Annotated in this window: 22 protein-coding genes and 1 pseudogene; 13 read left to right on the top strand and 10 right to left on the bottom strand. The window is 62.9% G+C overall.

Annotation, left to right across the window (positions count from 1 at the left end; all coding sequences use genetic code 11):
• Positions 1 to 139 precede the first annotated feature (139 nt).
• Complete coding sequence (gene acnA / locus GC119_RS07180; RefSeq protein ID WP_070572367.1) at positions 140 to 2,821, top strand: aconitate hydratase AcnA; 2,682 nt, start codon at positions 140 to 142, stop codon at positions 2,819 to 2,821.
• 84 nt (positions 2,822 to 2,905) lie between these two features.
• Here the strand turns inward: acnA and GC119_RS07175 are convergent, their stop codons facing one another.
• Positions 2,906 to 3,580 carry a GAP family protein gene (locus tag GC119_RS07175; protein WP_151952788.1) on the bottom strand — a complete coding sequence of 225 codons (675 nt, stop codon included), beginning with the start codon at positions 3,578 to 3,580 and terminating at the stop codon, positions 2,906 to 2,908.
• A gap of 83 nt (positions 3,581 to 3,663) precedes the next feature.
• On the opposite strand from GC119_RS07175, the gene GC119_RS07170 reads away from it, so the two are divergent.
• Positions 3,664 to 4,242 carry a TetR/AcrR family transcriptional regulator gene (locus GC119_RS07170; protein ID WP_226829346.1) on the top strand — a complete coding sequence of 193 codons (579 nt, stop codon included), beginning with the start codon at positions 3,664 to 3,666 and terminating at the stop codon, positions 4,240 to 4,242.
• Here GC119_RS07170 and GC119_RS07165 read toward each other — a convergent pair whose 3' ends face one another.
• The gene (locus GC119_RS07165; protein WP_070572372.1) at positions 4,243 to 5,544 is read right to left on the bottom strand and encodes an MFS transporter; all 1,302 of its coding nucleotides are present in this window, start codon (positions 5,542 to 5,544) and stop codon (positions 4,243 to 4,245) included.
• A gap of 138 nt (positions 5,545 to 5,682) precedes the next feature.
• Here GC119_RS07165 and dxs point away from each other — a divergent pair, with 138 nt between their 5' ends.
• On the top strand, positions 5,683 to 7,614 hold the full coding sequence (gene dxs, locus GC119_RS07160) for a 1-deoxy-D-xylulose-5-phosphate synthase (RefSeq protein ID WP_151952787.1): 1,932 nt from the start codon (positions 5,683 to 5,685) through the stop codon (positions 7,612 to 7,614).
• A gap of 74 nt (positions 7,615 to 7,688) precedes the next feature.
• Here dxs and GC119_RS07155 read toward each other — a convergent pair whose 3' ends face one another.
• Both GC119_RS07155 and GC119_RS07150 read right to left on the bottom strand, forming a co-directional pair.
• Positions 7,689 to 8,921 (bottom strand): HRDC domain-containing protein, encoded by a 1,233-nt coding sequence (locus tag GC119_RS07155; RefSeq protein WP_070572375.1) that lies wholly within the window; start codon positions 8,919 to 8,921, stop codon positions 7,689 to 7,691.
• Positions 8,918 to 9,526 (bottom strand): DUF3000 domain-containing protein, encoded by a 609-nt coding sequence (locus tag GC119_RS07150; RefSeq protein ID WP_070572377.1) that lies wholly within the window; start codon positions 9,524 to 9,526, stop codon positions 8,918 to 8,920. The genes GC119_RS07155 and GC119_RS07150 overlap by 4 nt, the downstream gene beginning before the upstream one ends.
• Before the next feature lie 103 nt (positions 9,527 to 9,629).
• Here GC119_RS07150 and GC119_RS07145 point away from each other — a divergent pair, with 103 nt between their 5' ends.
• From GC119_RS07145 to hemQ, 4 genes are read left to right on the top strand one after another with little or no spacing between them, the layout of a single operon-like run.
• Positions 9,630 to 10,139 (top strand): flavin reductase family protein, encoded by a 510-nt coding sequence (locus GC119_RS07145; protein ID WP_070572380.1) that lies wholly within the window; start codon positions 9,630 to 9,632, stop codon positions 10,137 to 10,139.
• A gap of 52 nt (positions 10,140 to 10,191) precedes the next feature.
• Positions 10,192 to 11,235, top strand: coding sequence for a uroporphyrinogen decarboxylase (hemE, locus tag GC119_RS07140; protein WP_151952786.1), 1,044 nt, complete (start codon positions 10,192 to 10,194; stop codon positions 11,233 to 11,235).
• Positions 11,232 to 12,647, top strand: coding sequence for a protoporphyrinogen oxidase (gene hemG, locus GC119_RS07135; protein ID WP_151952785.1), 1,416 nt, complete (start codon positions 11,232 to 11,234; stop codon positions 12,645 to 12,647). Before hemE ends, hemG begins: the two co-directional genes overlap by 4 nt.
• Before the next feature lie 2 nt (positions 12,648 to 12,649).
• Complete coding sequence (hemQ, locus tag GC119_RS07130) at positions 12,650 to 13,360, top strand: hydrogen peroxide-dependent heme synthase (protein WP_070572386.1); 711 nt, start codon at positions 12,650 to 12,652, stop codon at positions 13,358 to 13,360.
• 145 nt (positions 13,361 to 13,505) lie between these two features.
• Here the strand turns inward: hemQ and msrB are convergent, their stop codons facing one another.
• The gene (msrB, locus tag GC119_RS07125; protein WP_151952784.1) at positions 13,506 to 13,907 is read right to left on the bottom strand and encodes a peptide-methionine (R)-S-oxide reductase MsrB; all 402 of its coding nucleotides are present in this window, start codon (positions 13,905 to 13,907) and stop codon (positions 13,506 to 13,508) included.
• A gap of 129 nt (positions 13,908 to 14,036) precedes the next feature.
• Here msrB and GC119_RS07120 point away from each other — a divergent pair, with 129 nt between their 5' ends.
• Positions 14,037 to 15,266, top strand: coding sequence for an alpha/beta hydrolase family protein (locus tag GC119_RS07120; RefSeq protein WP_151952783.1), 1,230 nt, complete (start codon positions 14,037 to 14,039; stop codon positions 15,264 to 15,266).
• Here GC119_RS07120 and GC119_RS07115 read toward each other — a convergent pair.
• Positions 15,210 to 15,980, bottom strand: coding sequence for a dihydrofolate reductase family protein (locus GC119_RS07115; protein WP_083318873.1), 771 nt, complete (start codon positions 15,978 to 15,980; stop codon positions 15,210 to 15,212). The genes GC119_RS07120 and GC119_RS07115 overlap by 57 nt on opposite strands.
• Positions 15,981 to 15,989: 9 nt before the next feature.
• The gene (locus GC119_RS07110; RefSeq protein ID WP_070776892.1) at positions 15,990 to 16,796 is read right to left on the bottom strand and encodes a L,D-transpeptidase family protein; all 807 of its coding nucleotides are present in this window, start codon (positions 16,794 to 16,796) and stop codon (positions 15,990 to 15,992) included.
• Between the two features lie 112 nt (positions 16,797 to 16,908).
• Here GC119_RS07110 and GC119_RS07105 point away from each other — a divergent pair, with 112 nt between their 5' ends.
• The 4 genes from GC119_RS07105 (at position 16,909) to GC119_RS07090 (ending at position 21,479) form a co-directional block, all read left to right on the top strand.
• Positions 16,909 to 17,928, top strand: a complete 1,020-nt coding sequence (locus GC119_RS07105; protein ID WP_151952782.1) for a hypothetical protein — start codon at positions 16,909 to 16,911, stop codon at positions 17,926 to 17,928.
• Positions 17,929 to 18,101: 173 nt separating this feature from the next.
• Complete coding sequence (leuA, locus tag GC119_RS07100; RefSeq protein ID WP_151952781.1) at positions 18,102 to 19,862, top strand: 2-isopropylmalate synthase; 1,761 nt, start codon at positions 18,102 to 18,104, stop codon at positions 19,860 to 19,862.
• 71 nt (positions 19,863 to 19,933) lie between these two features.
• Positions 19,934 to 20,659 carry a DNA repair protein RecO gene (gene recO / locus GC119_RS07095; RefSeq protein ID WP_151952780.1) on the top strand — a complete coding sequence of 242 codons (726 nt, stop codon included), beginning with the start codon at positions 19,934 to 19,936 and terminating at the stop codon, positions 20,657 to 20,659.
• A gap of 25 nt (positions 20,660 to 20,684) precedes the next feature.
• Positions 20,685 to 21,479 (top strand): isoprenyl transferase, encoded by a 795-nt coding sequence (locus GC119_RS07090; protein ID WP_151952779.1) that lies wholly within the window; start codon positions 20,685 to 20,687, stop codon positions 21,477 to 21,479.
• Positions 21,480 to 21,579: 100 nt separating this feature from the next.
• On the opposite strand, the gene GC119_RS07085 is transcribed toward GC119_RS07090, so the two are convergent.
• The gene (locus GC119_RS07085; protein WP_070776817.1) at positions 21,580 to 23,355 is read right to left on the bottom strand and encodes a DEAD/DEAH box helicase; all 1,776 of its coding nucleotides are present in this window, start codon (positions 23,353 to 23,355) and stop codon (positions 21,580 to 21,582) included.
• A 301-nt stretch (positions 23,356 to 23,656) separates the two neighbouring features.
• On the opposite strand from GC119_RS07085, the gene GC119_RS07080 reads away from it, so the two are divergent.
• Positions 23,657 to 25,033 carry a glycine--tRNA ligase gene (locus GC119_RS07080; protein WP_151952778.1) on the top strand — a complete coding sequence of 459 codons (1,377 nt, stop codon included), beginning with the start codon at positions 23,657 to 23,659 and terminating at the stop codon, positions 25,031 to 25,033.
• 79 nt (positions 25,034 to 25,112) lie between these two features.
• Here the strand turns inward: GC119_RS07080 and GC119_RS07075 are convergent, their stop codons facing one another.
• Positions 25,113 to 26,765 (bottom strand): thiamine pyrophosphate-dependent enzyme, encoded by a 1,653-nt coding sequence (locus GC119_RS07075; protein WP_151952777.1) that lies wholly within the window; start codon positions 26,763 to 26,765, stop codon positions 25,113 to 25,115.
• Between the two features lie 36 nt (positions 26,766 to 26,801).
• Positions 26,802 to 26,933 (bottom strand): annotated as a pseudogene (locus tag GC119_RS11075) (IS481 family transposase); the annotation flags it as partial.

Here is a 26,933-nt window from a genome sequence, read left to right as displayed (position 1 = left end):
GGTGGAGAACACTGTGGCGATGCGATAAGATTTATCTTGACGTCAAGATACTTTGCACAACGTTAATGTTGCCTAATTCGAGTCCGGATGAAGCTGGGCCGGGCGCAGAGTATCGAGAGCGAACGAACAGGAGAGTCACTTGAGCAACGTCGACAGTTTCAAGTCCAAGGGCACTCTTGAGGTCGGAGACAAGTCCTACGAGATCTACCGCCTCAGCGCGGTCGATGGTGCGGACAAGCTTCCGTTCAGCCTCAAGGTCCTGCTGGAGAACCTGCTCCGCACCGAAGACGGTGCCAACATCACCGAGGACCACATCAAGGCGCTCGCCTCGTGGGATCCCAAGGCCGAGCCGAGCGTTGAAATCCAGTTCACGCCGGCGCGCGTCGTCATGCAGGACTTCACCGGTGTTCCCTGCATCGTCGACCTCGCGACCATGCGCGAAGCCGTTAAAGAACTCGGCGGCAACCCCGATGACATCAACCCGTTGGCTCCCGCAGAGCTCGTCATCGACCACTCGGTCCAGATCGACTCCTTCGGCACCGCAGACGCCATCGAGCGCAACATGGACATCGAATACCAGCGCAACGGTGAGCGCTACCAGTTCCTGCGCTGGGGCCAGACCGCATTCGATGACTTTAAGGTCGTTCCCCCGGGCATGGGCATCGTCCACCAGGTCAACATCGAATACCTGGCACGCGTCGTCATGGCCCGCGAAGTCGGCGGCGTGACCCGCGCATACCCCGACACGCTGGTCGGCACCGACTCCCACACCACCATGGTCAACGGCCTCGGCGTCCTCGGCTGGGGTGTGGGCGGCATTGAAGCCGAAGCGGCAATGCTCGGCCAGCCGGTGTCCATGCTCATCCCGCGCGTCGTCGGCTTCAAACTCAAGGGCGAAATCCCCTCGGGCGTGACCGCAACCGACGTCGTCCTGACGATCACCGACATGCTCCGTCAGCACGGTGTCGTCGGCAAGTTCGTCGAGTTCTACGGCGAAGGCGTCGGAGCCGTTCCGCTGGCCAACCGCGCCACGATCGGCAACATGAGCCCCGAATTCGGTTCGACGGCAGCCATGTTCCCCATCGACGACGTCACGATCGACTACCTCAAGCTCACCGGCCGTTCGGAAGAGCAGATCAACCTGGTCGAAAAGTACGCCAAGGAACAGGGCCTGTGGCACGACCCGTCGAACGAAGTCGAGTACTCCGAATACCTCGAACTCGACCTGTCGACCGTCGTTCCGTCGATCTCCGGTCCCAAGCGTCCGCAGGACCGCATCGAGCTGGCTGATGCCAAGGCTCAGTTCGCCAAGGACATCCACAACTACGCTCAGCCTGGTGAAGAGCAGAAGTCCGTCGACGTTTCGATGGGAGACGGCCGCGAGTTCGAACTCAAGAACGGTGCGGTTGCCATCGCGTCGATCACCTCGTGCACCAACACCTCGAACCCGTCGGTCATGATGGCTGCCGGTCTGCTGGCGCGCAACGCCCGCAAGAAGGGTCTGAACTCCAAGCCGTGGGTCAAGACCTCGATCGCCCCCGGTTCGAAGGTCGTCACCGACTACTACACGAAGGCCGGCCTCATCGAAGACCTCGAGGCGCTGAACTTCTTCATCGTCGGCTACGGCTGCACCACCTGCATCGGCAACTCCGGCCCGCTGGAATCCGAGATCTCCCAGGCCATCCAGGACAACGACCTTTCGGTCACCGCAGTCCTGTCGGGCAACCGCAACTTCGAAGGCCGCATCAGCCCGGACGTCAAGATGAACTACCTGGCTTCGCCGCCTCTGGTCATCGCATACGCCTTGGCTGGAACCATGGACTTCGATTTCGAAAACCAGCCGCTGGGCCAGGACCAGGATGGAAACGACGTATTCCTCAAGGACATCTGGCCTTCGCCGGAAGAAGTCGAAAGCGTCATCGACTCTTCGATTTCGACCGAGGCCTACAAGTCCGAGTACGGCACCATCTTCGACGGCGACGAGCGCTGGCAGAAGCTCGACACTCCGTCCGGTTCCGTCTTCGAATGGGATGACGAATCGACCTACGTCCGCAAGCCCCCGTACTTCGAGGGCATGGAACTCGAACCGGCACCGGTCAAGGACATCGAAGGTGCCCGCGTGCTCGCCAAGCTCGGCGACTCGGTCACCACCGACCACATTTCGCCGGCAGGTTCCTTCAAGGCCGACACCCCGGCCGGCAAATACCTCACCGAGCACGGTGTCGAGCGCAAGGACTTCAACTCCTACGGTTCGCGCCGCGGCAACCACGAAGTGATGATCCGCGGTACGTTTGCCAACATCCGTCTGCAGAACCTGCTGCTCGACGGTGTTCAGGGCGGATTCACCCGCGACTTCACCCAGGAGGGCGGTCCGCAGACCACCATCTACGACGCCGCTGTGAACTACCAGGCAGCCGGCACTCCGCTGGTCGTCCTCGGCGGTAAGGAATACGGCTCCGGCTCTTCGCGTGACTGGGCTGCAAAGGGCACCAAGCTGCTCGGCGTTGCAGCTGTCATCGCTGAGAGCTTCGAGCGCATCCACCGTTCGAACCTCATCGGCATGGGTGTTCTGCCCATGCAGTTCCCGGCGGGTGAAAGTGCTGACACGCTGGGTCTGGACGGTACCGAAACCTTCGCAATCTCCGGTGTTGAACAGCTCAACGAAGGTGTCACGCCGAAGACGCTCAAGGTCACCGCGACCAAGGAAAACGGCGAAACCGTCGAATTCGATGCGGTCCTGCGCATCGACACACCCGGTGAAGCCGACTACTACCGCAACGGCGGCATCCTGCAGTACGTGCTTCGCTCGCTCGTGAAGTGACGCACTGAAGATTCGCTGAGGCCGTAAGGCAGCGCTGAAGCGGGCCGGATCAATTGATCCGGCCCGCTTTTCTGTGTCCGCTTGTCAGTGAGAGAAGATCTGCACTGCGGCCGTCGCTGCCCAGTGGATCCCGATGATTGCAGCGATCCACAGGAGTGTGACCTTCGCTTCGTATTCGAAAGTCGCCAGAAGACGCCGAACGCGAGGAAAGACGCGCGGACCCCATATGGCGATGGCAGTGAGAATCGCGAGCGCCGGTGCGATCATGATGAAGCAGTAGCCGGCAAGAATTGCCAAGCGGACTGGCCACGGTTGGCTCATATTGCCCATGATTCCTATGGCGGCCAGATAGGGCACCATTGTGGCAGCCTCCGCGGCCGCGGCGCTGAGACCCAGCACAATCACCGCCCACGGCGAAGGCGATTTCGGTGCGGGCTGGTCGGCTATTTCCTCTGGGCTGCGCTTCTTCGGGTTTTTCGCAAAAATTCCGAAAACTGCCAGTCCGGCGCCGATCACGAGGCGTGCCCAGAGTGCGGGTGGCGTGTGCAGAATGTCGGTCAGCGCGTCCAGCAGCGTTTCCATGCCGAAGAGCAGCGCAGCGCCGAGAGCGAAATAGGCGCTGCAGACGGTGAGGAAGTACAGCGCCTGTGGTCTGAGTTCGACGCGGTGCTGGCGAATGGCAAGGGCTACGGGAATGACGAGGGTTCCCAGGCTGAGGCTGTCTAAGAGTGCGAGGCCGATGAGCGAAAGCAGATCCACGGGTGTTCTCCAGCAGTCTTCGAGAAACGGATCAATACATGTGTATCACATAGTCGATACAAGTGTATTGATAAGGTGCTGGAGTGACTGGATCTGCTTCTTTGACTGATGCTCAGGCTGCTATCGCGGACGCGGCGATTACAGTGATCGCCGAGCGCGGCTTTGATGTTGTCAGTGTCCGCTCGGCCGCTGCCGCAGCCGGGATGTCTCCGGGAGCGGTGCAGTATCACTTTCCCAGCCGCCAACGGCTGCTCCAGGCTGCTTTTCAGCGTTCCGTGCAGCGCCAGGACGCGCGAGTGCTCGCTGCTGATCGGGACGTGAGCAGCAAGCGCAGCCCTCTGCGTGAGCTGCTGCCGATAGGCCCGGAACAGAGGGAAGACGCGCTGGCGTGGGTCGCCTTCGGGGCGGCAGCCTCAACCCGGCCGTGGCTGGCTGAACTGTATCGGCGGGAACTCGACAGCTTCCGGGAGAAGCTGGAAGAGGCGTTCGCCTCGGGTGTTGAGTCCGGCGAGCTCCGTGCGGATCTTGATGTGTCGCTCGCGGCGCGTTTGGTCACCGCGCTCGTCAACGGCCTGACCCTTGACTACATCAACAGCCCCGGCACGGAGCCGGCCGAACTCGACGCCATGTTGGAAAGCGGACTGGTTCGGATCTTGGCCTGATCAGTGGCTGAGGTCAGAGCCCGAGGTTTCCTTCATGGTGGCAATTGTGACGCACGAGGCGATCAGCAGAAACACCGAGTATGCGCCGAATATCCAAGCGCTGCCGACGGCTGTGAGAATCATGCCCGCGGTGCCGCCGAAGGCTGCAATCGCCACGGCGTAGGGGATGCCGAACCCAGCTGTGCGCTGAGCGGTGGGGAACATCTCGGCGTAGGTGGCCGGCGCGTGCGAAAGGAACCCTGCCAGCAGAATCAGCTGCGTGCACACAGCGGCAACCAGCAGTGGGAACGATCCCGTGGAGATCACGCCGATCGCCGGAAAGTACAGAAGCGCGCTTCCGCCCAGGCCGATGAGCATGGTGGGTTTGCGGCCCCACTTGTCTGACAGCCAGCCCCACACCGGCAGCGCGAAGCAGAAGACGATGTTCCCGATAAGACCTGCAACGAAGCCCTGCTGTTCCGTAAACCCGAAGGACTTGTGCGAAATTGAGGCAATGGTGACCGACCAGATGTAGTAGGACACCGTCAGCCCGGCCGTCATGCCGATGACGCGCAGGCCGATAGGCCAGTTCTTGAGCACTTCGATGAAGACGTTCTTCGACAGTTCGGGTGTGGGCTGTTCCTGTACCTTTCGGCGCTGCTCTTCGAAGACTTCGGATTCTTCCATGTAGCGGCGAATCCACAGTGCCACAACTCCGAGGACGGCGCCGAGAGCAAAGGGGATGCGCCAACCCCAGGCGCTCATCGCCTCCGGTGACAGTGTTGCCTGCAGGGTCAGGCCCAGTGCCAGGCCGAGCAGCTGGCCGCAGGTGCCGGACACGTAGATGCTCGAAGAGTACAGGCCGCGATGTTCACGAGGTGCCTGTTCGGCAAGGTAGGTCTGCGCGGCTGGGAGCTCACCGCCGTGGGCCAGACCCTGAATGAGTCGGGCCACAAGGAGCAGAGCCGAGGCAAGCCAGCCGATTTGTTCGTAGCTTGGGCAGACCGCTATGAGCAGGGATCCGCCGGAGGCTGCGATCACTGAGAGGGTGAGCGCGTGCTTGCGTCCGATCCTGTCGCCGATCCATCCGAAGACAACACCGCCGAAGGGCCTTGCGACGAAGCCGACTGCGAAGACCGCCATGGTCTCCAAAAAGGCCGACTGCGGGTTTGCGCTGTCGAACAGCTGGCTTGACAGGTATACGGCGAAGCTGGCGTAGACGTTCCAGTCGTACCACTCGAGAGCATTGCCCACGCTCGTGCCGATGATGGTCTTGGCGTTCGTCTGAGAACGTCTGTTTGCAGATGATGCTGGTGTGCTCACGGGCACCTACCTCGAGTCGGCAATACGGATGTGGAACAGGCTACGCCCATTGAGCGCCGAAGGTGGGCGGTTTCTGTCATTTTTCTGCAGACGGTTAGACTGAAGCGTTGAAACCTACACGCACTGGAGGACCACGCGGTGACTTTCCTTGAGGGGCTCGGCGGCCCTGATGATCTGCGGAAACTCAGCGACGCCGAATGTGACGTTCTGGCCAAAGAGATCCGTGACGAACTGATTTCGAAAGTCTCTGCCGTCGGCGGGCATTTGGGCCCCAATCTGGGCGTTGTCGAACTCACCATGGCCATTCACCGCGTGTTCGAATCTCCGCGCGACACCGTGCTGTTCGATGTGGGACACCAGTCCTACGTCCACAAGCTGCTCACCGGCAGGCGCGCCGGTTTCGATACGCTGCGCCAGTGGGGCGGTATGTCCGGCTATCCCTCGCGGGAAGAGAGCCAGCACGACGTCATTGAGAACTCGCACGCTTCGGCCGCGCTGTCCTGGGCTGATGGCATTGCCAAGGCGAATCAGCTGCGGGGCAATAACGATCGGCACGTTGTCACCGTCGTCGGCGACGGTGCACTGACGGGCGGTCTGGCCTGGGAAGCGCTCAACACGATTGCGGCGGACGAATCGACCCCGCCGCGGAAGATGGTCATCGTCGTCAACGACAACGGGCGCTCCTACGCTCCGACTGTCGGCGGCTTCGCGTCACACCTGGACTCACTGCGCACGTCATCCAGCTACGAAAAGATTCTGTCCTGGGGCAAAGAGCGGCTGCAGGAGGGCGGCATTCCCGGCCGCTACGCCTACTCGGCTATGCACGGGGTGAAAAAGGGCCTGAAGGACATGGTGACCACTCCGTCATCGCAGGCCGGTATGTTCGACGAGCTGGGCATTAAGTACATCGGCCCGGTTGACGGTCACGATCTCGAAGCCCTCCAGCGGGCGCTGACTTTGGCCAAGCAGTACGATGCCGGTCCTGTCATCGTGCACGCGCTCACACAGAAGGGCCACGGCTACGCGCCGGCCTACAACGACGATGCGGACCAGTTTCACGCCGTCGGCGTCATCGACCCGTCGACGGGCAAGGCCAAGCCGACTGTCGGCACATCGTGGACCGAGGTGTTCGGCAAAGAGATTGTGGAGATTGCCCGCAAACGAGAGGACGTCGTCGCCATCACCGCCGCAATGCTGCAGCCGGTTGGTCTAAAAGAGTTCGCTGACGAATTTCCCGACCGCGTTTTCGACGTGGGGATTGCCGAACAGCACGCCGTTGCCTCAGCTGCCGGACTGTCCTACGGGGGACTGCATCCCGTGGTCTGCCTGTATGCCACGTTCCTCAACCGAGCATTCGATCAGGTGCTCATGGACGTTGCGCTCCACAAGCAGGGTGTGACCTTTGTTCTCGACCGTGCCGGAGTGACCGGGCCGGACGGGGCAAGCCACCACGGCGTGTGGGATATGGCGATGCTGCGGATCGTGCCCGGCCTGCAGCTGGCTGCGCCCCGGGATGCCACGCGTTTGGTTGAAGAGCTGCGTGAAGCCGTCCAGGTGGATGATGCCCCGACTGTTGTGCGGTTCTCCCGCGGCAAGGTCGGACGCGAGTTCGAAGCGCTGCGCCGCACCGAGGACGGGGTTGACGTGCTGGCCGATGTGCCCGATGACTGCAGTCCGGATGTTCTCATCGTGTCGGTGGGAGCGCTTGCAGACCGGGCTTTGGCAGTGCGTGAAGAACTTGCCTCGCGCGGCATCGGCGCCATGGTCGTCGATCCCCGCTGGGTGCTGCCGGTCCCGCCGTCTGTCATCGAGCGAGGCGCTGAATTCAGCCTTGTGGCGGTGATTGAGGACGGCATTAAGATCGGCGGAATCGGATCGCAGATCCGACAGGAGCTGCGGGAGGACCGTTCGCGCACGGGCGTCGTCGAACTCGGCGTGCCGGATGAGTTCCTGCCGCAGGGAACGCGGGAAGAAGTTCTGTCCCACGCCGGTATGGACGTACAGGACATGGTGGACGACATTCTGCGCATGCTTCCGACTTCTCAGCGCCACCTGCGCGAAGCCCGCTGACGTAAGCCGGCTCTGAAGCCCACCGAGCTCTGAGCTGATAGGCGGCAGAGTGCTGTGGGGGCGTGTTGGGGAGCCTAGCCGCTGACGCCGCGGTGTTTGTCGATCACGCGGCACAGCGCGGGCGCGGCTTCGGCAATCTGCCATTCGCGGACGCTGCGCTGTCGCAGAAACTCCTCGAGTGCGTCGATATCCGCCGGGTGCTTGCCGCCGAGAGCGGCGCGCGCTGAGAGCTCACGGACCACAGCCGGGGCAATGAGCAGATCGTGTGGAACATTGAGTTCTTCGGACCGCGCGTTGACGGCGCTCTTCATGTGCGACAGAAGTTCCTTTGCGACGTCCCGCTGTTCCCGCGTCATTCGCGGGGTGGACTTGTGCGGATCGCGCACCGTCGGCATCATGTCCTCGGGCAGTCTGTTGCATGCCTGTACTGCGCTGAAGAGCTCGCGCGCGTCCGCGGGTGTTGGCCGTCCGCGACCGGGCAGGCGCAGAAGCTCCTTGGAGGAGCGGATCTGGGCCCCGGCTGCCTGCACCATGGTCCGATCCGCGATGATCCGGCCCGGAGCCACATCGCGCTGTTCGGCAAGGTCATCGCGAACCGCCCACATGGCGCGAACGCGCCCCAGACCGCGACGGCTTTTGACAGCGCCCAGGCCGTGGACGCGTCGCCACGGCTCCGGGTAGACCTTCGGGGTGAACTTCGCGGCGTGTGCGAATTCCTGCTGCGCTATTTCCCATTTGTCGGCTTCGCGCAGCTTCTGTTCGAGGATGTCGCGCAGCTGGATGAGCAGTTCGACGTCGAGAGCGGCGTAGGCCAGCCAGTCGTGGGGCAGTGGGCGCTGTGACCAGTCGACGTAGGAGTGTTCCTTTGCCAGACGGACACCGAGATGGGCGCCGATGAGAGAGGCCAGACCGAACTTCGGTTCGCTGAGCAGGCGGGCGGCGATTTCGGTGTCGAAAACACGCGTGGGGACCATGCCTGCCTCTGCCAGACACGGAAGGTCTTGGGAGGACGCGTGGAGTACCCACTCGACGTCTTCTATTGCCCGGCCGACCGCTTCGAGGCTGCCGAGTGCTTCGGGATCCAGCAGGAGGATGCCTGCGCCGGCGCGTTTGAGCTGGATGAGGAAAGCGCGGCTGCCGTAGCGGATTCCCGATGCGCGTTCGGCATCGACTGCGACAGGACCGCTGCCGGCTTCGAGCGCGGCAACGGCGTCGGCGAGCGCTTTCGGGGTGCTGATGACCTCTGGTACCCCTGACGAGGGTTCGCTCAGCAGAGGAAGGTCGGGGTCGACGTCTGATGAGCTCATCGCCTGCGTCCCGGGAAGGGACTGACTCCTTCGGGCATAGGCGGAAGGCCCGCCGCGGTTGTGATGAGCTCTATCCAGGCTTCAATGTGCTGGGTGATGTCTGCGGGGTCTTCCAGTATGGGGCTCCACGATGCACGCAGCTCAAGGTCGACTGTCGTGGGGCGCTGCGCGAGTGTTCCGAAGCTTTCGGAGATGACTTTGGTGGTTGTGCCGCCGACTTCGGCGACATTGCAGTCGCGTCCGTCAAGCGCGTCTGTCAGCCAGGTCCAGGCGACCTGCCCGAGCATGGGTTCGGCTGCCAGTTCGTCTTCGAGTTCGGCTCGGATGTACGACACGAGGCGAAACTCTCCCTGCCATTCCACCGGGGCCTCGGGGTCGTAGAGGACGACGATTCTGCCGGTGGCGAGGTCGTCAACGGCGTCGTCTTCGAGGAACGTGCCCTCGGCTGTGACCTGGGCGGAGAAGGCGACAGCCCACGGTGCCAGACGGCCGGGAGCGGCGATTTCCTCGATGTGCACCTGCGGTGTTGACCGCACGGTTCGGAGGGCCTCGGCGAGTGTCGCGAAGGCCTTGGGCGTGCGGTTGATGGGAACGGGCTGGACCACGCATTCAACCGTAGACAGCTCGGCGGGACTGGCGAAGCTCCCACGCCGGGCGGATGGAATACTCAGGGCCCAAAGTGCCTTCAACAGTCGGAAGGAGAAGACAGTGCCCGTTGAACCGGAAGACTTCAAAAGCGCTTTTGCCGATCACCCTGCCGGGGTGTGCATCGTCACCGCAGACAGCGGTGACGGTCCGTTTGGACTCACGGCGTCCTCAGTTGCCAGTGTGTCGCTCGACCCGCCTTCGCTCCTGTTCTCCGTGACAAAGGCCAGGGGAGCGGCCGGACACGTTCTCGACTCCGCCCGCTTTGCAGTCAACATGCTCCACGCGGGCCATTCTGAGCTGGCCGTGCAGTTTGCGATGCCCGGCGGTGAGCGCTTCTCACCGGGTCAGAACTGGACCTACATGGACGACGGTGTGCCGGTGCTGGGCGATGCGCATTCCGTTTTCGTCTGCTCCCACTACGGTCGGCTGCCCGTTGGCGAATCGACGGTGGTCGTGGCCGAAGTCGAAGACATTGTGCGCAGACCCCAGGGCAGCCCCATGGTCTACCACAGGCGCCGTTTCCTCGATCTTGGCGACCTTCTGGACGATATGCCCACGACAGCCCTGTGAACCGGCTCTGACCGGTGTCCTGGCGAGGCCCAGCATCTGAGACGATAGGCGTATGGCTACAACTTTCGAACGGGCGGCGACCGGTCGTCCCGTATCGCGCACACCCGTCTGGTTCATGCGGCAGGCAGGCAGGTCTTTGCCTGAATACCTCAAACTGCGTGAGGGCACGTCGATGCTCGAATCGTGCCGCCGCCCCGATATGGTCACCGAAATCACGATGCAGCCGGTCCGCCGTCACGGCGTTGACGCTGCGATCTTCTTCTCCGACATCGTCGTTCCCCTGCAGGCAGCCGGTGTCGGCGTGGAGATCAAACCCGGTGTTGGGCCGGTTATGGATCAGCCCATTCGCCGCGCTGAGGACATTGACGCGCTGCCTGAGCTGACTGCGGACGATATTCCCGACATTGCGGAATCGGTGCGCGGAATTGTTGAGCAGCTTCCCGAAGACACTCCGCTCATCGGCTTCGCCGGAGCGCCGTTTACGCTGGCCAGCTACCTCATTGAGGGCGGGCCGTCGAAGAACCACGAAAAGACGAAGGCCATGATGGTCGGCGCTCCCGAGCTGTTTGACCGTCTGCTGAGCAGACTCGACGTGATGTCGGAGCTGTTCATCCGCACCCAGGTCGAAGCCGGTGCGAGTGCTTTTCAGGTTTTCGATTCCTGGGCCGGTTACCTGTGCGAGGCCGACTACCGTCGCTATGTTCTGCCGCACACACAGCGTCTTTTCTCCGGCCTTTCTGATCTTGATGTTCCCAGCATCCACTTCGGGGTGCAGACCGGCGAGCTGCTCAGTGCCATGTCGGAAGCCGGTTCGACCGTGGTCGGCGTTGACTTCCGCGTTGACTTGGCCGAGGGGATCAAGCGGCTTCAGCCTCACCAGGCGGTGCAGGGCAATCTGGATCCCGCCATGCTGTTTGCACCGTGGGAGGCTCTGCGGGAGCGCATTGAGGCGATTGTCCGCAAGGGTCTCGAAGCTCCCGGCTTTGTGTTCAATTTGGGTCACGGTGTGTTGCCCAATACCGATCCCGAGGTGCCGGGCCGGGTTGTCCGGGAAGTGCACCGGATCTCCGAGCAGGTGCTGGCTGAGAAGTCATGACCGAACGTAGGGCAGTCGTCATTGGGGCCGGAATCTCCGGCCTGACCGCCGCCTATGAGTATCTGCGGTTGCGCCCGGGCAGTTCTGTCACGGTGTACGAGGCGTCTGACCGCGTGGGCGGTCTGCTGAAGTCCTCGACACTCGGCGGGGCTGTTGAATCGGCTGACGTGGGTGCCGAGGCGAGCCTCTATCTGCGGCCTGAAACCCGCGGACTTGCTGAGGATCTGGGTCTGGAAGCCGTGTATCCGTCGCGGGAGCACTCCTCGCAGCTGTTTGTAGGCGGGCGCATGCAGGCCATGCCCAAGGGCACCCTGATGGGTGTGCCGGGGGACCCTCGTGCGCTGAAGGGAATTCTCAGCAGCGAACAGATCGCCAGGGCCGAAGACGAACAGCTCACTCCCGCAGGCAGCGGCGATGTGTCGATCGGCGATTTCGTAGCCGCTCGACTGGGTGAGGCTGTTGTCGACACGGTGCTCGACCCCCTCATCGGCGGCGTCTATTCGGGCCGCTGTCGTGACCTGTCGATGCAGGCGACGGTTCCGGCCCTGTTGGATGCCTACCGCACAGGCGCCTCGGTCCTCGAAACGGTCAGGACCACGCTGGCCGCCCGCACTGCGGCTGCCGGGGCGAATGTTCCCGGCACGCAGGAAAAGGCTGCGCCGCCGGTGTTCATGACCCTGCGTGGCGGAATCAGCGTTCTGGTCTCGGCCCTGGCTGATGAAGTGCGCAGCTGCGGAGGGCAGATTGTGACGTCTGCGCGGGCTGTGTCCGCGCAGAGGGGCGACGATGGCTGGCGGGTGCTGTTCGCCGACGGCGGGCAGGCCCTGGCCGATGACGTCATCATCGCCGTGCCCGCCTATGCGGCAGCAGAGATTCTGCGCGCCGCGGCGCCGCAGGCTGCGCAGCTGCTGGCAGATGTTCCCTACGCCAGCTGTGCCGTCATCACCGCGGTCATCGACCTTGCCGAGCCGTTAAGCGGCAGCGGCTTCCTCATCCCGCCCACCGAGAATCGCTTCATCAAGGCTTCAACCTACGCGTCAAACAAATGGCCCTGGCTGGATGCTGTTCTGCCCGACGGCCGTGCCGTTGTGCGCATGAGCGTTGGCCGTTACGGTGATGCTCCCGACGCGTGGGCGCAGTTGGACGACGCTGAACTTGCCAGCCGCGCGTGGGACGACTGGCTGAGCATCACCGGCAGGAACGACATCGCCGCGCACCTGGAGGTCCAGCGGTGGCAGGACAGTCTGCCCCAGTTCACTCCGGGACATTTCGACCGCGTGGCGGACATCGACCGTGCGACATCTGAGACCCCCGGTCTGGCGCTTGTCGGAAACGTGTACGAAGGTGTAGGACTGCCGGCGTGCATATCCCGAGCGCAGAACGAAATCCATCGCATAGGCGAGAAAGGCTGAAAATGCGCGAATACCAAGAACCCTCACAGGAACAGATCGACCAGGCCAACGACGAAATCCGCTACCTGGGCTATTCCGTCTTCGCCGCCGGCGGTGACCTTCCCGAAGGCGACCGCCAGCAGCTTGCCGCAGAGGTCATTCAGCAGCTTGACGAACTCAAAGCGGAAGGGCTGACAGTCCGCGGCACCTATGACGTTTCGGCCCTGCGAGCCGACGCCGACATCATGTTCTGGTGGATCGCACCGAAGGTCGAGACCCTCCAAAAGGCCTACTCGATTGTGCGCCGCTCAACACTCGGTGCGATTCTCGAGCCCGTGTGGTCGGTTGTCGGCCTGCACCGACCCGCAGAGTTCAACCGTCGCCACATCCCGGCGTTCATGACGGACGAAACTCCGCTTGACTACCTGTGCGTGTACCCGTTCGTGCGCAGCTACGACTGGTACATCCTCAATGCCGAAGACCGTTCGAAGATGCTGCGCGATCACGGTATGGCCGCAGCCGGATACAAGGACATCAAGGCGCACACCGTGTCGGCCTTTGCGCTGGGCGACTACGAGTTCCTGCTGGGCTTCGAAGCCGACCAGCTGCACCGCCTGGTCGACATGATGCGCGACCTGCGCGCCACCGAGGCTCGCCTGCACGTGCGCGAAGAGATTCCGTTCTTCACGGGACCGCGCCGCGAACTGGCTGACATCATCGCCGGCTGGCGCTGATCTTCCCCTGCCGCGAAGCAGCGTCAAGCGAAAAGCGCTGACTGACAGACTGAGGCCGCCGGAATATCCGGCGGCCTCAGTCGTGTGAGCTCAAACAACCGGCCCTGCCTGCGCTCCAAGCGGACAGACAGCGAGCGCCGCCCAGTCAGGGCTCTATGAGCTCCAAGCAGATGGAGTTGATGCAGAACCGCGCATCGGTCGGAGTGGGGAAGCCCTCACCGTAGAAGACGTGGCCCAGGTGGCTGTCGCATGCTGTACACCGCACCTCGGTGCGCACCATGCCCATCGATTCATCTCGGATATAGCGCACGCGGTCTTCAGCCAGCGGCGCGTAGAACGCCGGCCAGCCGCACTGAGCGTCGAACTTCGTCTCCGAGGTGAAGAGCTCCGCCCCACACGCCCGACACAGGTAGCGACCTTCGCGGAACACCCCGTCGTACTCACCGGAAAAGGGACGCTCCGTCCCGCCCTGACGGAGCACGGCAAACTCCTCCGGGCTGAGAATGTTGCGCCAATCCTGTTCAGTCCTGTCTGCGGCTTCAGCCATGTCAGCTCCTGTTCTTTGTGCGCCGGTGATGACTCAACTGTAGAAAACCTGTGTCTAGTGCAAAGAATTCCGGTCACGGTGGCACAGCCGCCCAGGCCGCCCCTAGACTGTCCGGCAGGAGGTAACCAGGTGGCACAGGCTATCCAGTCCAAGACAGCGAGAGCGCTGGCAGCGGGGCTTGGCATCGGCATCGGAATCGGTGCCCTCGCCTCTGTTGCCTCATCCGGGCTCGCGGTCTACTTCGCAAGAAAGATCGTCACTCCCGGCAAGGCCAAAAACGACGTTCGGATCCTGCACGTCGAGGGCTTTGACAACGACATGCTCATCCACCTGGAGGCCACCCCCGACACTCTGGTTGCCGGAACCTACGGCCTGTACTTTGCAAACGGCTCTGCCGAAGGCTTTGCCCGCATCGGCGAACTCGTGGAATACGATCCCGAGTCCGCAACCGTCAGCCGGCGGGTCGAGAAGGTGCTGTACGGCGACATTCGCCACGCTTCCGTCGGACGGTGGACCGGAACCGTCCACATGGGGCCAGAAGACCTCGACCTTCCCTGCGAGAACATCGTCATCAGCTCTGACGTCGGGGCACTGCCCGCCTGGCTTCTGCCCACCACCGCAGCCCAGCCGTCGGACACCTGGGCGATCCTCATCCACGGCCGAGGCGGAACTCGACGGGAAACACTGCGTGCAGCCGCCGTTCTGGACAGGGTGGGAATTCCGTCAATCGCCATGTCGTACCGCAATGACCCGGAAACTGAGCGCCACCAGACCTACGGTTTGGGCGACACGGAATGGATCGACGTCGATCGGGCGATCGACTTCGCCCTTGCCAACAGGGCGCGCCGGATTGTGCTGTTCGGATGGTCGATGGGAGCGGCGATTGCCTTCCAGACCGCATCGCGGGGCCGCCACGCCGACAGCATCGTCGCCATGGTGCTCGACGGTCCGGTGGTCGACTGGTACGACGTTCTTGACCACCAGGCCCGCCTGAACCTCCTGCCCACGCCGATTGCCAGGCTGACCCTGCAGATGATCACCCGGCCGTGGGCGCGCAAGCTCACCGGGCTTGAGACACCTCTCGACCTTGACCGCATGGACTGGGTCAAACGCGCAGCCGACCTCACGGTCCCAACACTGCTCATCCACTCCGAAGACGACGAATTCGTGCCGGTGGGGCCGTCGCGGGCGCTTGCCGGCTTCCGTCGTGACCTTGTGACGATGCCGCGCTATACGAAAGCCCGGCACACCAAGGAATGGAACGTGGATCGGCTTGCGTGGGAAGACGACGTGATGCGCTTCCTACGAGGTTTGGAAACCCAGGCGCAACATGAGGGTGCTGTCGCCTTCGACGGCTGACAGCAGGCGCAGACGGGCAGGCCCGTCCAGTTCGACCCGGCCGAGGATTCCGGGGCCGGCCCCGCCCACGAGCAGCGGGCTGACGGTCACGCACATTTCGTCGATGGCCCCCGCTGCCGCCCATTCCCCCAGGAGCGAAGGTCCGCCTTCGCACAGTGCGCGCTTGAACCCACGCTGCGCAAGGGCTTCCAGCACGGTGTGCGGGTCGGGACTGTCAACGCGGATCACCTCGCACAGGCTGCTGCGCAGGCGGCCGAGCACGTCATCGTCGTCAGTGGTCGTGAACACGATGATGCTGCCGCTGCCGGCAGATGTCAGGTGGTCGACGTCGAGGTTCCCTGAACCGGTGATGATCGCAAGCGTCGGAGCAGGGTCCTGCCCTCGAGTTCGGCGATCCTCAGCAAAGCGCTGGCGAGCCGGAAGGCGCGTATAGCCCTCTTCGCGCACAGTGGAGGCTCCGACGATGACAACATCGGCAAGTGCGCGCAGAACGGCGAAGACGCGCTTGTCCGCGGGACTGGAGATTGTTCCTGACAGTCCGTCCGCACCGGCGATCCTGCCGTCGAGGCTTTGGACCATGTTCGACTGCACACGGGGACGGTCTGGCGGAATGTCTGTTGAATCGTACAGCGCGGTGAGTGCCGCCTCCCGCGGATCGGGAGCAAACTGCGCAGGTGACGGGAAGATCTGATGCAGGTGCTGTGAGGCTGCCACGAAGGTGCCCTACCGTGCGAGGAAATCTGCGCTGCCCATGGCGATCATGGGGTTCTTGCTCGGGTCGAGTTCTTTGAGGATGGCCCCCATGTCCTTGCGGTCGACGGTCACACAGCCGTGGGTGGCCTTGCCGTGATCGACGTGCAACCAGATGCCGCCGCCGGGGGCTTTGCCCTGTGGGCGCGTGCGGTCGGTCGGCGGGACTCCGGTTTTGCGGTTGTAGTCAATTGCAAGTACGTAGTCGTAGACCAGTTTGTAGTCGTCCCCGTACACAGACTGAGCGCTGGCGCGCAGGTTCGTGTCCCGCGTGTAGGGCATTTTCGTTCCCGGGTCCGGCAGGTAGCCTCCGGCGTCGCTGAGGGTGAAGACTCCGGCCGGGGTCGACATGTCGCCTTCTTTGCGCTTTTCCTTCCATCCGGCCTCACCGTTGTGGCCGGTGAAGGACAGCTTCTGCTTCCAGCCATCGGAGGTGCGCTCATACAGTGCGGTGGTTACGGTGGAGCTTTTTGTCTCTGGGCTGGAGGACACGATCACCTGGTGGGTGTCGTGTGGGATTTGGGCGGAGGTCCTAGGGCCCAGGTGAGGAATCGAACCGCGGGCCTGCGTGCTGTCGCCGCTGCGGATGTCGAGGACGGGGGCTGAAAAATCGCCCGGTGTGCGCAGAGTGGGTGCTGTGAGCCGTTCGTCTTCGGCGAGCGCTGCTGAAGTTCTGTCTGCAGAGGCCAGCGCGAGCACAAGTGCGCCGGCAACAGCGCCGGCGGCTGGGTATATCCACCACGGTCTCGCGGATGATGGGTTCGATCGCGCGCTGTCCATGTTCACCAGTATCTCATTCTCTGCAGGAAATGCGCTGTATAGGGCGTGTCAATGTGCTTGATGCAGTCAGCGCAGGCGAGGTTTTCGGAAGTGTTCCGTTAGACTGCACGGCATGAGCAAACCGTCCGACGTTGGTTCCACAGGCACACCGCCGAACGGCGACCCGCGCTACTCATCCGACAACAGTGTTGGGTCCGGGGGCCTATACCGCGAGATCTTTGACAGCGAAGCCGATTCGACGCGGCAGTTCGACCATGACGAATTCAGCGGAAGCGGTCGGGACTACTCGTCGGAGGGGGATCGGGTCATCCCGCCTCCGCCGCCGTTTGCCCCGCCGAGGTCCGCTTCGTCGATGCCTCCGGCTCCACCGGCTCCTCCCTCTCGGCCGCCTGTCCGCACACAGTCGGGCGCCGATGCGTTTCCGCCGCCTCCGCCGCCGTCTTCTGCTCCGACGACGGCTCCGTCGCCGAGTACGCCGCAGGCGCAGTACGGTGCCGCGCAGTCGGTCTCTCCGCAGGGTCTGCACGCGGGCTATGCGCCGGCGGGCTACACCGCCGTCGCCTCGGGGCACGTGCCGCACCAGCAGGAGGAGCCCAAGAAGAACAAGTCGAAACCGCCGTGGGCTGTGGTCACGTTCACCACCGTGCTGGCGCTTTTCCTCGTAGGTGCGGGTCTGTATATCTTCTTCGACATGCGGTCCTCTGACGGCCAGGTGGAATCGACCAAGCCGCCGACAGCCGGGGACCCATCGGGTGCTTCCGATTCTGACGACAGCTCGTCAGACTTTGATTCTTCCGAAGCTGAGGCGTTCATCACCCCGTCGGGCAATATCTCCTGCGTCATCTACAAAGACCGTGCGCGCTGCACAGTGAGCAGCTTCGAGTATTCGCCCGGTGAACAGCCAGACGACTGCTCCGGCGGCGTCGAATGGGGCAGCGTTGCTGAAGTGACTGAGTCATCCGCGGGCTTTACGTGCAAGAGCGTCGGCGAAGCTCCAAGCCCGAAAGAGCTGGGCTATGGCAAAACCATCAAAGCCCACGGCTTTGAGTGCTCATCGCAGCGAGACGGTGTGCGCTGCACGGGTCCTGGCGGCAGCTTCCACGTTCGCAAAGGCGACTTCAACTTCAAGTGACGAGCTCTGTGTCTCAAACGCTAAGACGGAGATTCGAGACTCAGTGAGGCGAGAGTAGGGTCACAGTATGCGTCTGCTTCTCCTTAGCTGCCGCGGCGAGTCCTGAACAAGGCCGGACCCTCGTCGCGGAGTCAGTGCTGTTCGGTCGACTGAAGACCACATGAGGAGATCACATGACCAATCTGCAGAAGCCAAGCCCCATGCCGTTCACGAAGTACAAGTCCTTCTTCGATCGCATTGAACTGGACATGTCCGACCGCACTTGGCCGGACCAGCGCCTGACTCGCGCACCGCGTTGGCTTTCAACCGACCTGCGCGATGGCAACCAGGCGCTCATCGACCCCATGACGGTCGAACGCAAAATCAAGATGTTCGAACTGCTCGTGAAAATCGGCTTCAAGGAAATCGAAGTCGGCTTCCCCTCGGCCAGTCAGCCGGACTTCGACTTCGTGCGGCACATCATCGAAAAGGATCTGATCCCAGATGATGTGCGCATCTCCGTGCTGACCCAGGCGCGCGAAGATCTCATCGAGCGCACAGCCGAAGCGCTCATCGGAGCGGACAAGGCCACCATCCACATGTACAACGCCACTGCGCCGGTCTTCCGCTCCGTTGTCTTCGGCTTTGACGGGGACGGCCGCGCACAGACGAAGGACATTGCCCTGCGCGGCACCCAGGCCGTCATGAAAGCCGCTGAATCGGTGCTTCCGAACACTGACTTCGGCTATCAGTACTCGCCGGAGATCTTCGTTGACACGGAGCCCGATTTCGCTCTCGACGTTGTCGGCGGTGTGCTCGACATGTGGCAGCCCGAAGAGGGCCGCGACACCGTCGTCAATCTGCCGGCAACAGTTGAGCGCGGCACCCCGAACACCTACGCCGACCAGATCGAGTGGTTCTGCCGCCACATCCCATACCGTGACCAGGTGGCCGTGTCGCTGCACCCGCACAATGATCGCGGCACGGGTGTGGCCGCAGCAGAGCTGGGGCTGATGGCCGGGGCTGACCGCATTGAGGGGTGTCTGTTCGGCAACGGTGAGCGCACCGGCAACCTCGACCTCGTGACAGTTGCCATGAACCTCTACACCCAGGGGGTTGATCCCGAACTCGACTTCTCCGACATCAATGAGGTCATCCACACGGTCGAGTACTGCAACCAGATCGGGGTGCACGAGCGTCACCCGTACGGCGGGGATCTCGTGTTCACGTCCTTCTCCGGTTCGCATCAGGACGCCATCAACAAGGCTTTCGCGCAGCGCGAACGTCGAGCGCGCGAAACGAGCACGCCGATCGACCTCATGGAATGGGACATGCCCTACCTGCCGGTCGACCCCAAGGACCTCGGCCGCAGCTACGAAGCGATCATCCGCGTCAATTCGCAGTCGGGCAAGGGCGGAGTCACATACCTGCTCAAGAGCGAATACGGTCTGGACCTGCCGCGCCGCATGCAGGTGGAGTTCTCCAAGGTCATCAAGAACGTCACGGCATCAGGCGGCGAACTCACAGCAGAGGCAATCTGGTCAGCCTTCAGCGATGAATACCTGCCGACGGACAATGCGTGGGGCCGCTTCCGCATTCGGGGTCTGCGCACCGAGTCCCTGGGCGATGATTCAGCCGGACGCCACTCCGAAAAGGTCGAGGTGGCGCTGAGCATCGACGGTCAGGAACGGGAGTTCGAAGGTCAGGGAACGGGGCCGCTGAATGCTCTGGTCAACATTCTCAACGACAACTTCGATCTCGATATGCGGGTTCAGGACTATTCCGAGCACGCGATCGGCGCCGGTGCGGACGTCGCGGCCGCTGCCTATGTCGAAGTCATGATCGGGGACCGGATCATGTGGGGTGCGGGCATGCACTCGAACCTCGCCAAGGCGTCCCTCAAGGCCGTCATCTCCGCGGTCAACCGCTACCTGCGCGACAACAGCGGCGACTGACGCAGTTACGGTCACATGTCACGAGGCGGTGCCCAGGCACCGCCTCGTGGTGTGTGGGGGACAATGGGCCGGTGAGGAAGTATCGTGACGCGGGTGTGGTTCTGGGCACCCATAAACTCGGCGAAGCCGACCGGATCGTCACGGTTCTCACTCGTCACAGCGGTGTTGTCCGCGCTGTTGCCAAGGGGGTTCGCAGGACCACCAGCCGTTTCGGTTCGCGCTTGGAGCCGCTCATGATGATCGACCTGCAGGCCAACCGCGGCAGGAATCTGGACGTTGTCACCCAGGTGGAGCTCATTGAGCCGTTTGCCCAGGGGCTCATCACCGACTACGACTACTACACCGTTGGCGCCGTTATGGCCGAAACCGCTCTGCGGCTGACAGAAGACGACCCCCGTACGGAAGACCAGTTTCTGCTGCTGGTGGCGGCTCTGCGCTCTATGTGTCGGCGCGAACATCCCGCACGCGCTTCTCTGGACGCCTATCTGGTCCGAGCTATGTCGTTGGCCGGCTGGGCTCCGAGCCTCATTGACTGCGCGCGGTGCGGGACTGCCGGACCGCACCGCGCGTTCTCGCTTGAAGCCGGGGGTGCGGTGTGTCAGGCGTGTCGGCGCGGAGGAGAGCACCTTCCCGGTCCCGAGGCTTTGGCGTATCTGCAGAGGATCAGCATGGCAGACTGGCCGAAGCCGGGCACGGTGGCCGATTATGACGCACAGGCCGCTTCGAAAGTCGTCACCGCTTTTGTCCAGTGGCACTTGGAGCGACGGGTGAAATCGCTTGCGCTGTTGGAGCGCTGAGCCGTGCTCCTGCCATAATGGCGGCGTGAAGTATCAGCCGATTCCCCCGCACCCGCATGGCGCCGCGCCGCCGGCGATTCCAACGAAGTTCATCCCGAAGCACATTGCTGTTGTCATGGACGGCAACGGCCGGTGGGCCAATGAGCGCGGACTCCCGCGCACAGACGGCCACAAAGCGGGGGAAGCCTCGCTGATGGAGGTTATCTACGGCAGCCTGGAAATGGGTGTTGAGGTGCTGTCCGCCTACGCGTTTTCGACGGAGAACTGGAAGCGCTCCCCGGAAGAGGTGCGTTTCCTCATGGGCTTCAACCGGGACGTCATCCGCCGCCGGGTCGATGAACTCGACGCTCTGGGCGTGCGCATGGTGTGGTCGGGCAGAGAAGGCAGGCTGTGGCGCTCGGTGATCAAGGAGCTTGAAGTCGCCCGCGACCGCACCAAGAACAACACCCGCATGACCCTGCAGTTCTGTGTCAACTACGGTGGGCGGGCCGAAATCCTCGATGCGGTCAACGCCATCACCCACGAGGTTGCCCAGGGCAAACTCAAACCCGGCAAGGTGACGGCCAAGTCTTTGGCTGCGCGACTGTATGCCCCGGACCTGCCCGATGTCGACCTGTTCCTGCGCTCTTCCGGTGAGCAGCGCACGTCGAACTTCCTGCTGTGGCAGTCGGCCTACGCGGAACTGGTTTTCCAGGATGTTCTGTGGCCGGACGTGGACAGGACGACGCTGTGGAATGCCGTCGAAGAATACGCTATGCGCGACCGGCGGTTCGGCGGCGCAGTCGATAGGGTCGTCGGCAAGAACTCCGGTAAGAACTGAGGCTGCAGACGAAGCGGGCCCGAAACCACAGTGGTTTCGGGCCCGAATCAAAGCCGCGCAGCTGCGCTGACAGCCTGCTGGCTCAGTCGGACGTCTGCGCTCAGCGGCGGCGGTCACCGCCGCGCTTGTCATTGCGGAAGCCGCGACCGCCGCGCTTGAACGGGCGGTCTGAGCCGGCCTTACGGTCTTTGCGCTTGAACGGGCGTCCGGGGCGGCCCGTGTCGACGCGGATGTCGATGCGCTTGCCCTGGATCTTGGTGTTCTTCAGACGGTCGAGAACAGCCGGGTCGAGATCTTCCGGCAGGTCGATCAGTGAGTGGTTCGACCGGATGTTGATGTGGCCGATCTGCTTGTTCGTGATCCCACCCTCGTTGGCTATTGCGCCGACGATCGCACCGGGGTTGACGCGCTCATTGCGGCCGACCGCAATGCGGTAGGTGGTCATGCCCTCTGCGGTGCGGGCGCGCTCATTGCGGTCCGGACGAGCCTTTGGTTCCGGCAGGGGCTCCGGCTTGAGTGTTGCGCTGCCCAATACGAGTGCTGCGAGTGCCGCAGCGATGTCTGCAGCGGGAACATCGTGTTCGTGTTCGTAGGCGTCGATGACAGGGCGCAGCTCCGTCAGGTCGTTCGAAACAAGTGCTTCGGAGATCTGCTCTTTGAACTTCTGGGTGCGCGAATCGGCAAGTTCGTCGACCGTCGGCAGGGTCAGCGGCTCGACCTTCTGGCGGGTGGCCTTCTCAATTGAGCGCAGCATGCGCTGTTCGCGCGGAGTGACGAACAGGATGGCCTCACCGGTGCGTCCGGCACGGCCCGTTCGTCCGATGCGGTGGACGTAGGACTCTGTGTCCAGCGGAATGTCGTAGTTGACCACAAGCGAGATTCGCTCGACGTCGAGGCCGCGGGCGGCGACGTCAGTGGCAACGAGGATGTCGATCGAACCGGAGCGCAGGGCCTCAACTGTGCGTTCGCGCGCTTGCTGCGGAATGTCGCCGTTGATGGCTGCTGCGCGCATGCCGCGGGCCCGCAGCTTTTCCGAGAGCTCTTCTGTTGCCTGCTTGGTGCGGACGAACATGATGATGCCGTCGGCTTCTTCGACTTCGAGGATTCGGGTCAGCGCGTCGAGCTTGTTTGAGTGCATGACCGTCAGGAAGCGCTGGCGGATGTTCGCCCCGGTTGCAGTGGCCTGCTTGATGCGGACTTCAGCTGGGTCTTCCAGGTACTTCCCGGTGATCCGGTGGATGGACGACGGCATGGTGGCCGAGAACAGGGCCACCTGACGGGATGAGCCAGAGGCGGCGAAGATCTCTTCGATGTCCTCTTGGAAGCCCATCTTGAGCATTTCGTCTGCTTCGTCGAGCACCATGTGTCGCAGACTGTGCAGTTTGAGGGAACCTCGCTTGAGGTGGTCGATGACGCGGCCGGGGGTTCCGACGACCACCTGGGCGCCGCGTTTGAGGCCGGCAAGCTGTGGGGAGTAGGACTGTCCGCCGTAGATAGGCAGAACTGAGAAGTTCGGGAGGTTTGCCGCGAAGCTTGTGAGCGCCTCGGCCACCTGAATGGCCAATTCCCGGGTGGGGGTCAGGATGAGGGCAAACGGGCCGTCGTCGGCTCGGCCGACATCGGCGAGGTGTGTGAGCATCGGCAGTGCGAATGCCGCGGTTTTGCCGGTTCCCGTCTGCGCGAGTCCTATGACGTCCCGGCCTTCCAGCAGAAGCGGGATAGTCTGCGCCTGAATCGGCGAGGGGGATTCGAAGCCGAGGTCGGAAATTGCGGCCAGCACTGAGGGGTGGAGGTCGAAATCGGAGAACTGCAGGCTGTCCTGCTGATCGACAGTGTTGGCCGAGGTGTCTTCTGCGTGGTTCTGTGCGCTGTCCATGGGACTCGTTTCTGTGCGGGTGCACGCTTGATCGCTGAGAACTGAATTGGCGATCTGCCCGTTCCAGGCCGGTGTGCACTCATAAACGCACGGAAAGCCCAGAGAGATTGAGCGCCGGGTGCGCAGAAGATGCTGCGCTGCCTGTCGGCGCACACGGTTTGGGTGCACGTCCCAGTCTAGGCCACACGCGTGCCCGCACGGTCGTCTCACGCCGTGAGTTCGGTAACCTTGTGGAGGCTGCGCGTCCGCAGCGACCCCGTACCGGCAGCGAACCGGCTGCACAACGCATCAAGGAGCATCTGTGGCATCGACTCTGGATTCCGTCATCACCCTGGCCAAGCGGCGAGGCTTCGTCTTCCAGGCCGGAGAGATCTACGGGGGATCACGTTCAGCATGGGACTACGGTCCGCTGGGCGTGGAGCTGAAGGAGAACATCAAACAGCAGTGGTGGCAGACCTTTGTCCGCGGTCGCGCTGACATGGTCGGCCTGGACTCGTCGATCATCCTGCCGCGGCAGGTGTGGGAGGCTTCCGGCCACGTCGAGACGTTCGTCGACCCGCTGGTGGAATCGCTGCACACCAATAAGCGCTACCGGGCAGACCACCTCATCGAGGCTTATGTTGCCAAACACGGCAGGGAACCCGAAAACGGCCTTGCCGATATTCGCGATCCGGAAACAGGCCAGGAGGGCAAGTGGACCGAACCGCAGATGTTCTCCGGTCTGGTCAAGAGCTACCTCGGTGCTGTTGATGACGGTCAGGGCCTGCACTACCTGCGCCCCGAAACCGCGCAGGGCATCTTTGTGAACTTCGCCAATGTTGTGACGGCAGCCCGCAAGAAGCCTCCGTTTGGCATCGGGCAGATCGGCAAGGCCTTCCGCAACGAAATCACGCCGGGCAATTTCATCTTCCGCACCCGCGAATTCGAGCAGATGGAGATCGAGTTCTTCGTTCACCCCGATGACGCGCAGAAGTTCTTCGATTCCTGGGTTGAGGACTGCTGGAACTGGTTTGTCGAACTCGGCATCAACACGGACAACATGCGCAGATTCGATGTCCCCGCAGACGAGCGGGCCCACTACTCCGACGGCACGATCGACCTGGAGTACCGCTTCGGATTCACCGGCAGCGAATGGGGCGAACTCATGGGTGTTGCCAACCGCACCGACTACGACCTGGGCCGCCACACGGAACACTCCAACCAGAAGATGCAGTACTTCGACCAGGCCACCGGCGAACGCTACACGCCGTACGTCATCGAACCGTCTTTCGGTCTGACCCGTGCGCTCATGGCGTTCCTGGTCGACGCCTATGTCGAAGACGAAGCCCCCAATGCCAAGGGCGGAGTTGATAAGCGCACCGTGCTCAAGCTCGACCCCAGGCTCGCACCGGTCAAGGCCGCGGTGCTGCCGCTGTCGCGCAACGAAAAGCTCTCGCCGCAGGCGCGAGAACTGGCAGACGGTCTGCGTCGCCGCTGGAACGTCGAGTTCGACGATGCCGGTGCCATCGGCCGTCGCTACCGCCGCAACGACGAAATCGGCACTCCGTTCTGCATCACCTACGACTTCGATTCGCTCGACGACAGCGCGGTCACCATCCGCAACCGCGATGATATGAGCCAGGAGCGCGTTGCGCTCGACCAGGTGGAGTCCTACCTGGCCGCTCGCCTGGGCTGCTGAGCACCCATGTGTGACGAGGCGCCCGACACGGTTGGTGTCGGGCGCCTCGCGCGTGCAGGGCTCGGGTGTTGAGTATTTATCAGTAGGCTTTGACGCGCTGTTCGACGACCAGGTGCACGAGCGCGAACGTGCCGCTGCGCGTGGCTTCGAGCGCCCGTTCAATTGCCTGCGGAACCTCGGCGTCCTGTGTGACTTTGATGCCGAAGCCGCCGAAGGCTTCAGCCATGAGAGCGAAATCGGGGTTTTTCAGCTGGGTCCCGGAGATCCGCTCGGGATACTGCACTTCTTGGTGGGTGCGGATGGTCCCGTACTCCTGGTTGTCCATGACGATGATCAGCGGTGTCGCGCCGTACTGAGCGGCTGTGGCCATTTCCTGGCCGTTCATGAGGAATTCGCCGTCACCGGCAATGCACAGCACGTCCCGGCCCGGATATTCGAGGCTTGCGGCCACTGCCGACGGCACGGAGTAGCCCATCGACCCGTTGCGCGCTGAGATCAGCGCCGCGTACTCCTCGGCGGGGAAGTAGCGGTGTGCCCAGTTGGTGTGTTCGCCGGCGCCGAAGGTGACCATTGCGTTGTCATCCAGCCGGTTGACGATGTTCGCCATGGCCGTCGCCATCTTCGCCGGCCCCTCCGTCGGCTCCGCAGGAGGCAGAGCCGACCATGTCTCCTGGATGGCGCGCAGGGAGTCCGTCCACTGCGTCCACGCGTCTTTGACGGGCAGTTCCATGCGCACGAGATCGTCGACGAACTTTGCGGGCTTGGCAATGATCTGCCGGGTGACAGGACCTGAGCGCCCGCGCAGTGACGGGTCGATGGTGACGATGAAGTTCTCTTTGTCCCAGTTCTGCCGTGCGGTGAAGCCGTCGGTGAGAACATCACCGGGAACGGTGCCGACGAAGATCAGGAGGTCGGATTCATCGAGCACGCGGTGGGTGTAGTCGGGCCGACCGTAGCCGATGGGGCCGACATAGCTGGGTGAGCTGAACGGAACCGTTCCCTGACAGCGCCACTCTGCGGCAGCCGGCAGTCGGTGCGCTTCGAGCCATTCGGTGAACTCTTCGGCAGCGCTGTGGGTCCAGTCGTTGCCGCCGAAGACGAACAGCGGACGCTCGGCCCTCTGCAGGGTCGATTTGAGGTCCTTCCAGTCCTCTACGGTCATGCCGCCCTTCGCCACGGGGATGGGCGGGTGGATAACCGAGGAGTGTGCTTGGGTGATGATGTCTTCCGGCAGGCCGACCACCACTGGCCCCGGGCGTCCGGAACTGGCTGCGAACATGGCTTCGGCGACGATTTCCGAGGCGCGCTCAGGATGGTCGAGGACCATGACTCTCTTGGCGCCGGTGTCGAACCACGACTTCGGATCGAATTCTTGGAAGGCCTCTTTTTCTCGGTGCTCGAACGGGATGAGGCCGACGAAGAGCACCATTGCCGTGGAGTCCTGCCACGCGGTGTGCAGGCCCACGTGCGCGTTGGCCGCACCCGGGCCCCGGGTCACCATTGCCACACCGGGTGTGTCGGTGAGCTTGCCCATGGCCTCGGCCATATAGGCCGCACCGCCTTCGTGGCGGGTGACGACAGTCGAAATAGAGGAGTCGTAGAGCCCGTCAAGCGTGTCGAGGAAACTTTCGCCCGGGACGACGAATACGCGCTCAACGCCGTGGGCTTCAAGCGATTTGACGATCATGTGGCCGGCAGAGAGCGTCCCTTCGGGCAGGGCGTCAGACTTCATTTACAACTCCTGGTGTCGCATGTGGTTTGGCAAAGTCTAGGTGTACTTCCCCGTGAGGTTGTGAACGCGGTCGGCTGGTGAGAGTCCCCCGATGGCGGTGTGGGCTCGGTGGTGATTGTAGTCATGTAAGAACGCTGCGTACGAATCCTCGCGAGCACTCTCACTGGC

The sequence above is a fragment of the Brevibacterium sp. Marseille-P9724 genome (assembly GCF_902500275.1).
GTDB lineage: Bacteria > Actinomycetota > Actinomycetes > Actinomycetales > Brevibacteriaceae > Brevibacterium.
This window is presented reverse-complemented; position numbering and strand designations above follow the sequence as displayed.

Bases quoted from the DNA above. Each gene is read 5' to 3' on its own strand.
- GC119_RS07155 (WP_070572375.1), bottom strand. From the start codon at position 8,921: ATGAGCTCATCAGACGTCGACCCCGACCTTCCTCTGCTGAGCGAACCC.
- hemE (WP_151952786.1), top strand. From the start codon at position 10,192: ATGGCTACAACTTTCGAACGGGCGGCGACCGGTCGTCCCGTATCGCGC.
- hemG (WP_151952785.1), top strand. From the start codon at position 11,232: ATGACCGAACGTAGGGCAGTCGTCATTGGGGCCGGAATCTCCGGCCTG.
- hemQ (WP_070572386.1), top strand. From the start codon at position 12,650: ATGCGCGAATACCAAGAACCCTCACAGGAACAGATCGACCAGGCCAAC.
- msrB (WP_151952784.1), bottom strand. From the start codon at position 13,907: ATGGCTGAAGCCGCAGACAGGACTGAACAGGATTGGCGCAACATTCTC.
- GC119_RS07110 (WP_070776892.1), bottom strand. From the start codon at position 16,796: ATGGACAGCGCGCGATCGAACCCATCATCCGCGAGACCGTGGTGGATA.
- GC119_RS07105 (WP_151952782.1), top strand. From the start codon at position 16,909: ATGAGCAAACCGTCCGACGTTGGTTCCACAGGCACACCGCCGAACGGC.
- leuA (WP_151952781.1), top strand. From the start codon at position 18,102: ATGACCAATCTGCAGAAGCCAAGCCCCATGCCGTTCACGAAGTACAAG.
- GC119_RS07085 (WP_070776817.1), bottom strand. From the start codon at position 23,355: ATGGACAGCGCACAGAACCACGCAGAAGACACCTCGGCCAACACTGTC.
- GC119_RS07075 (WP_151952777.1), bottom strand. From the start codon at position 26,765: ATGAAGTCTGACGCCCTGCCCGAAGGGACGCTCTCTGCCGGCCACATG.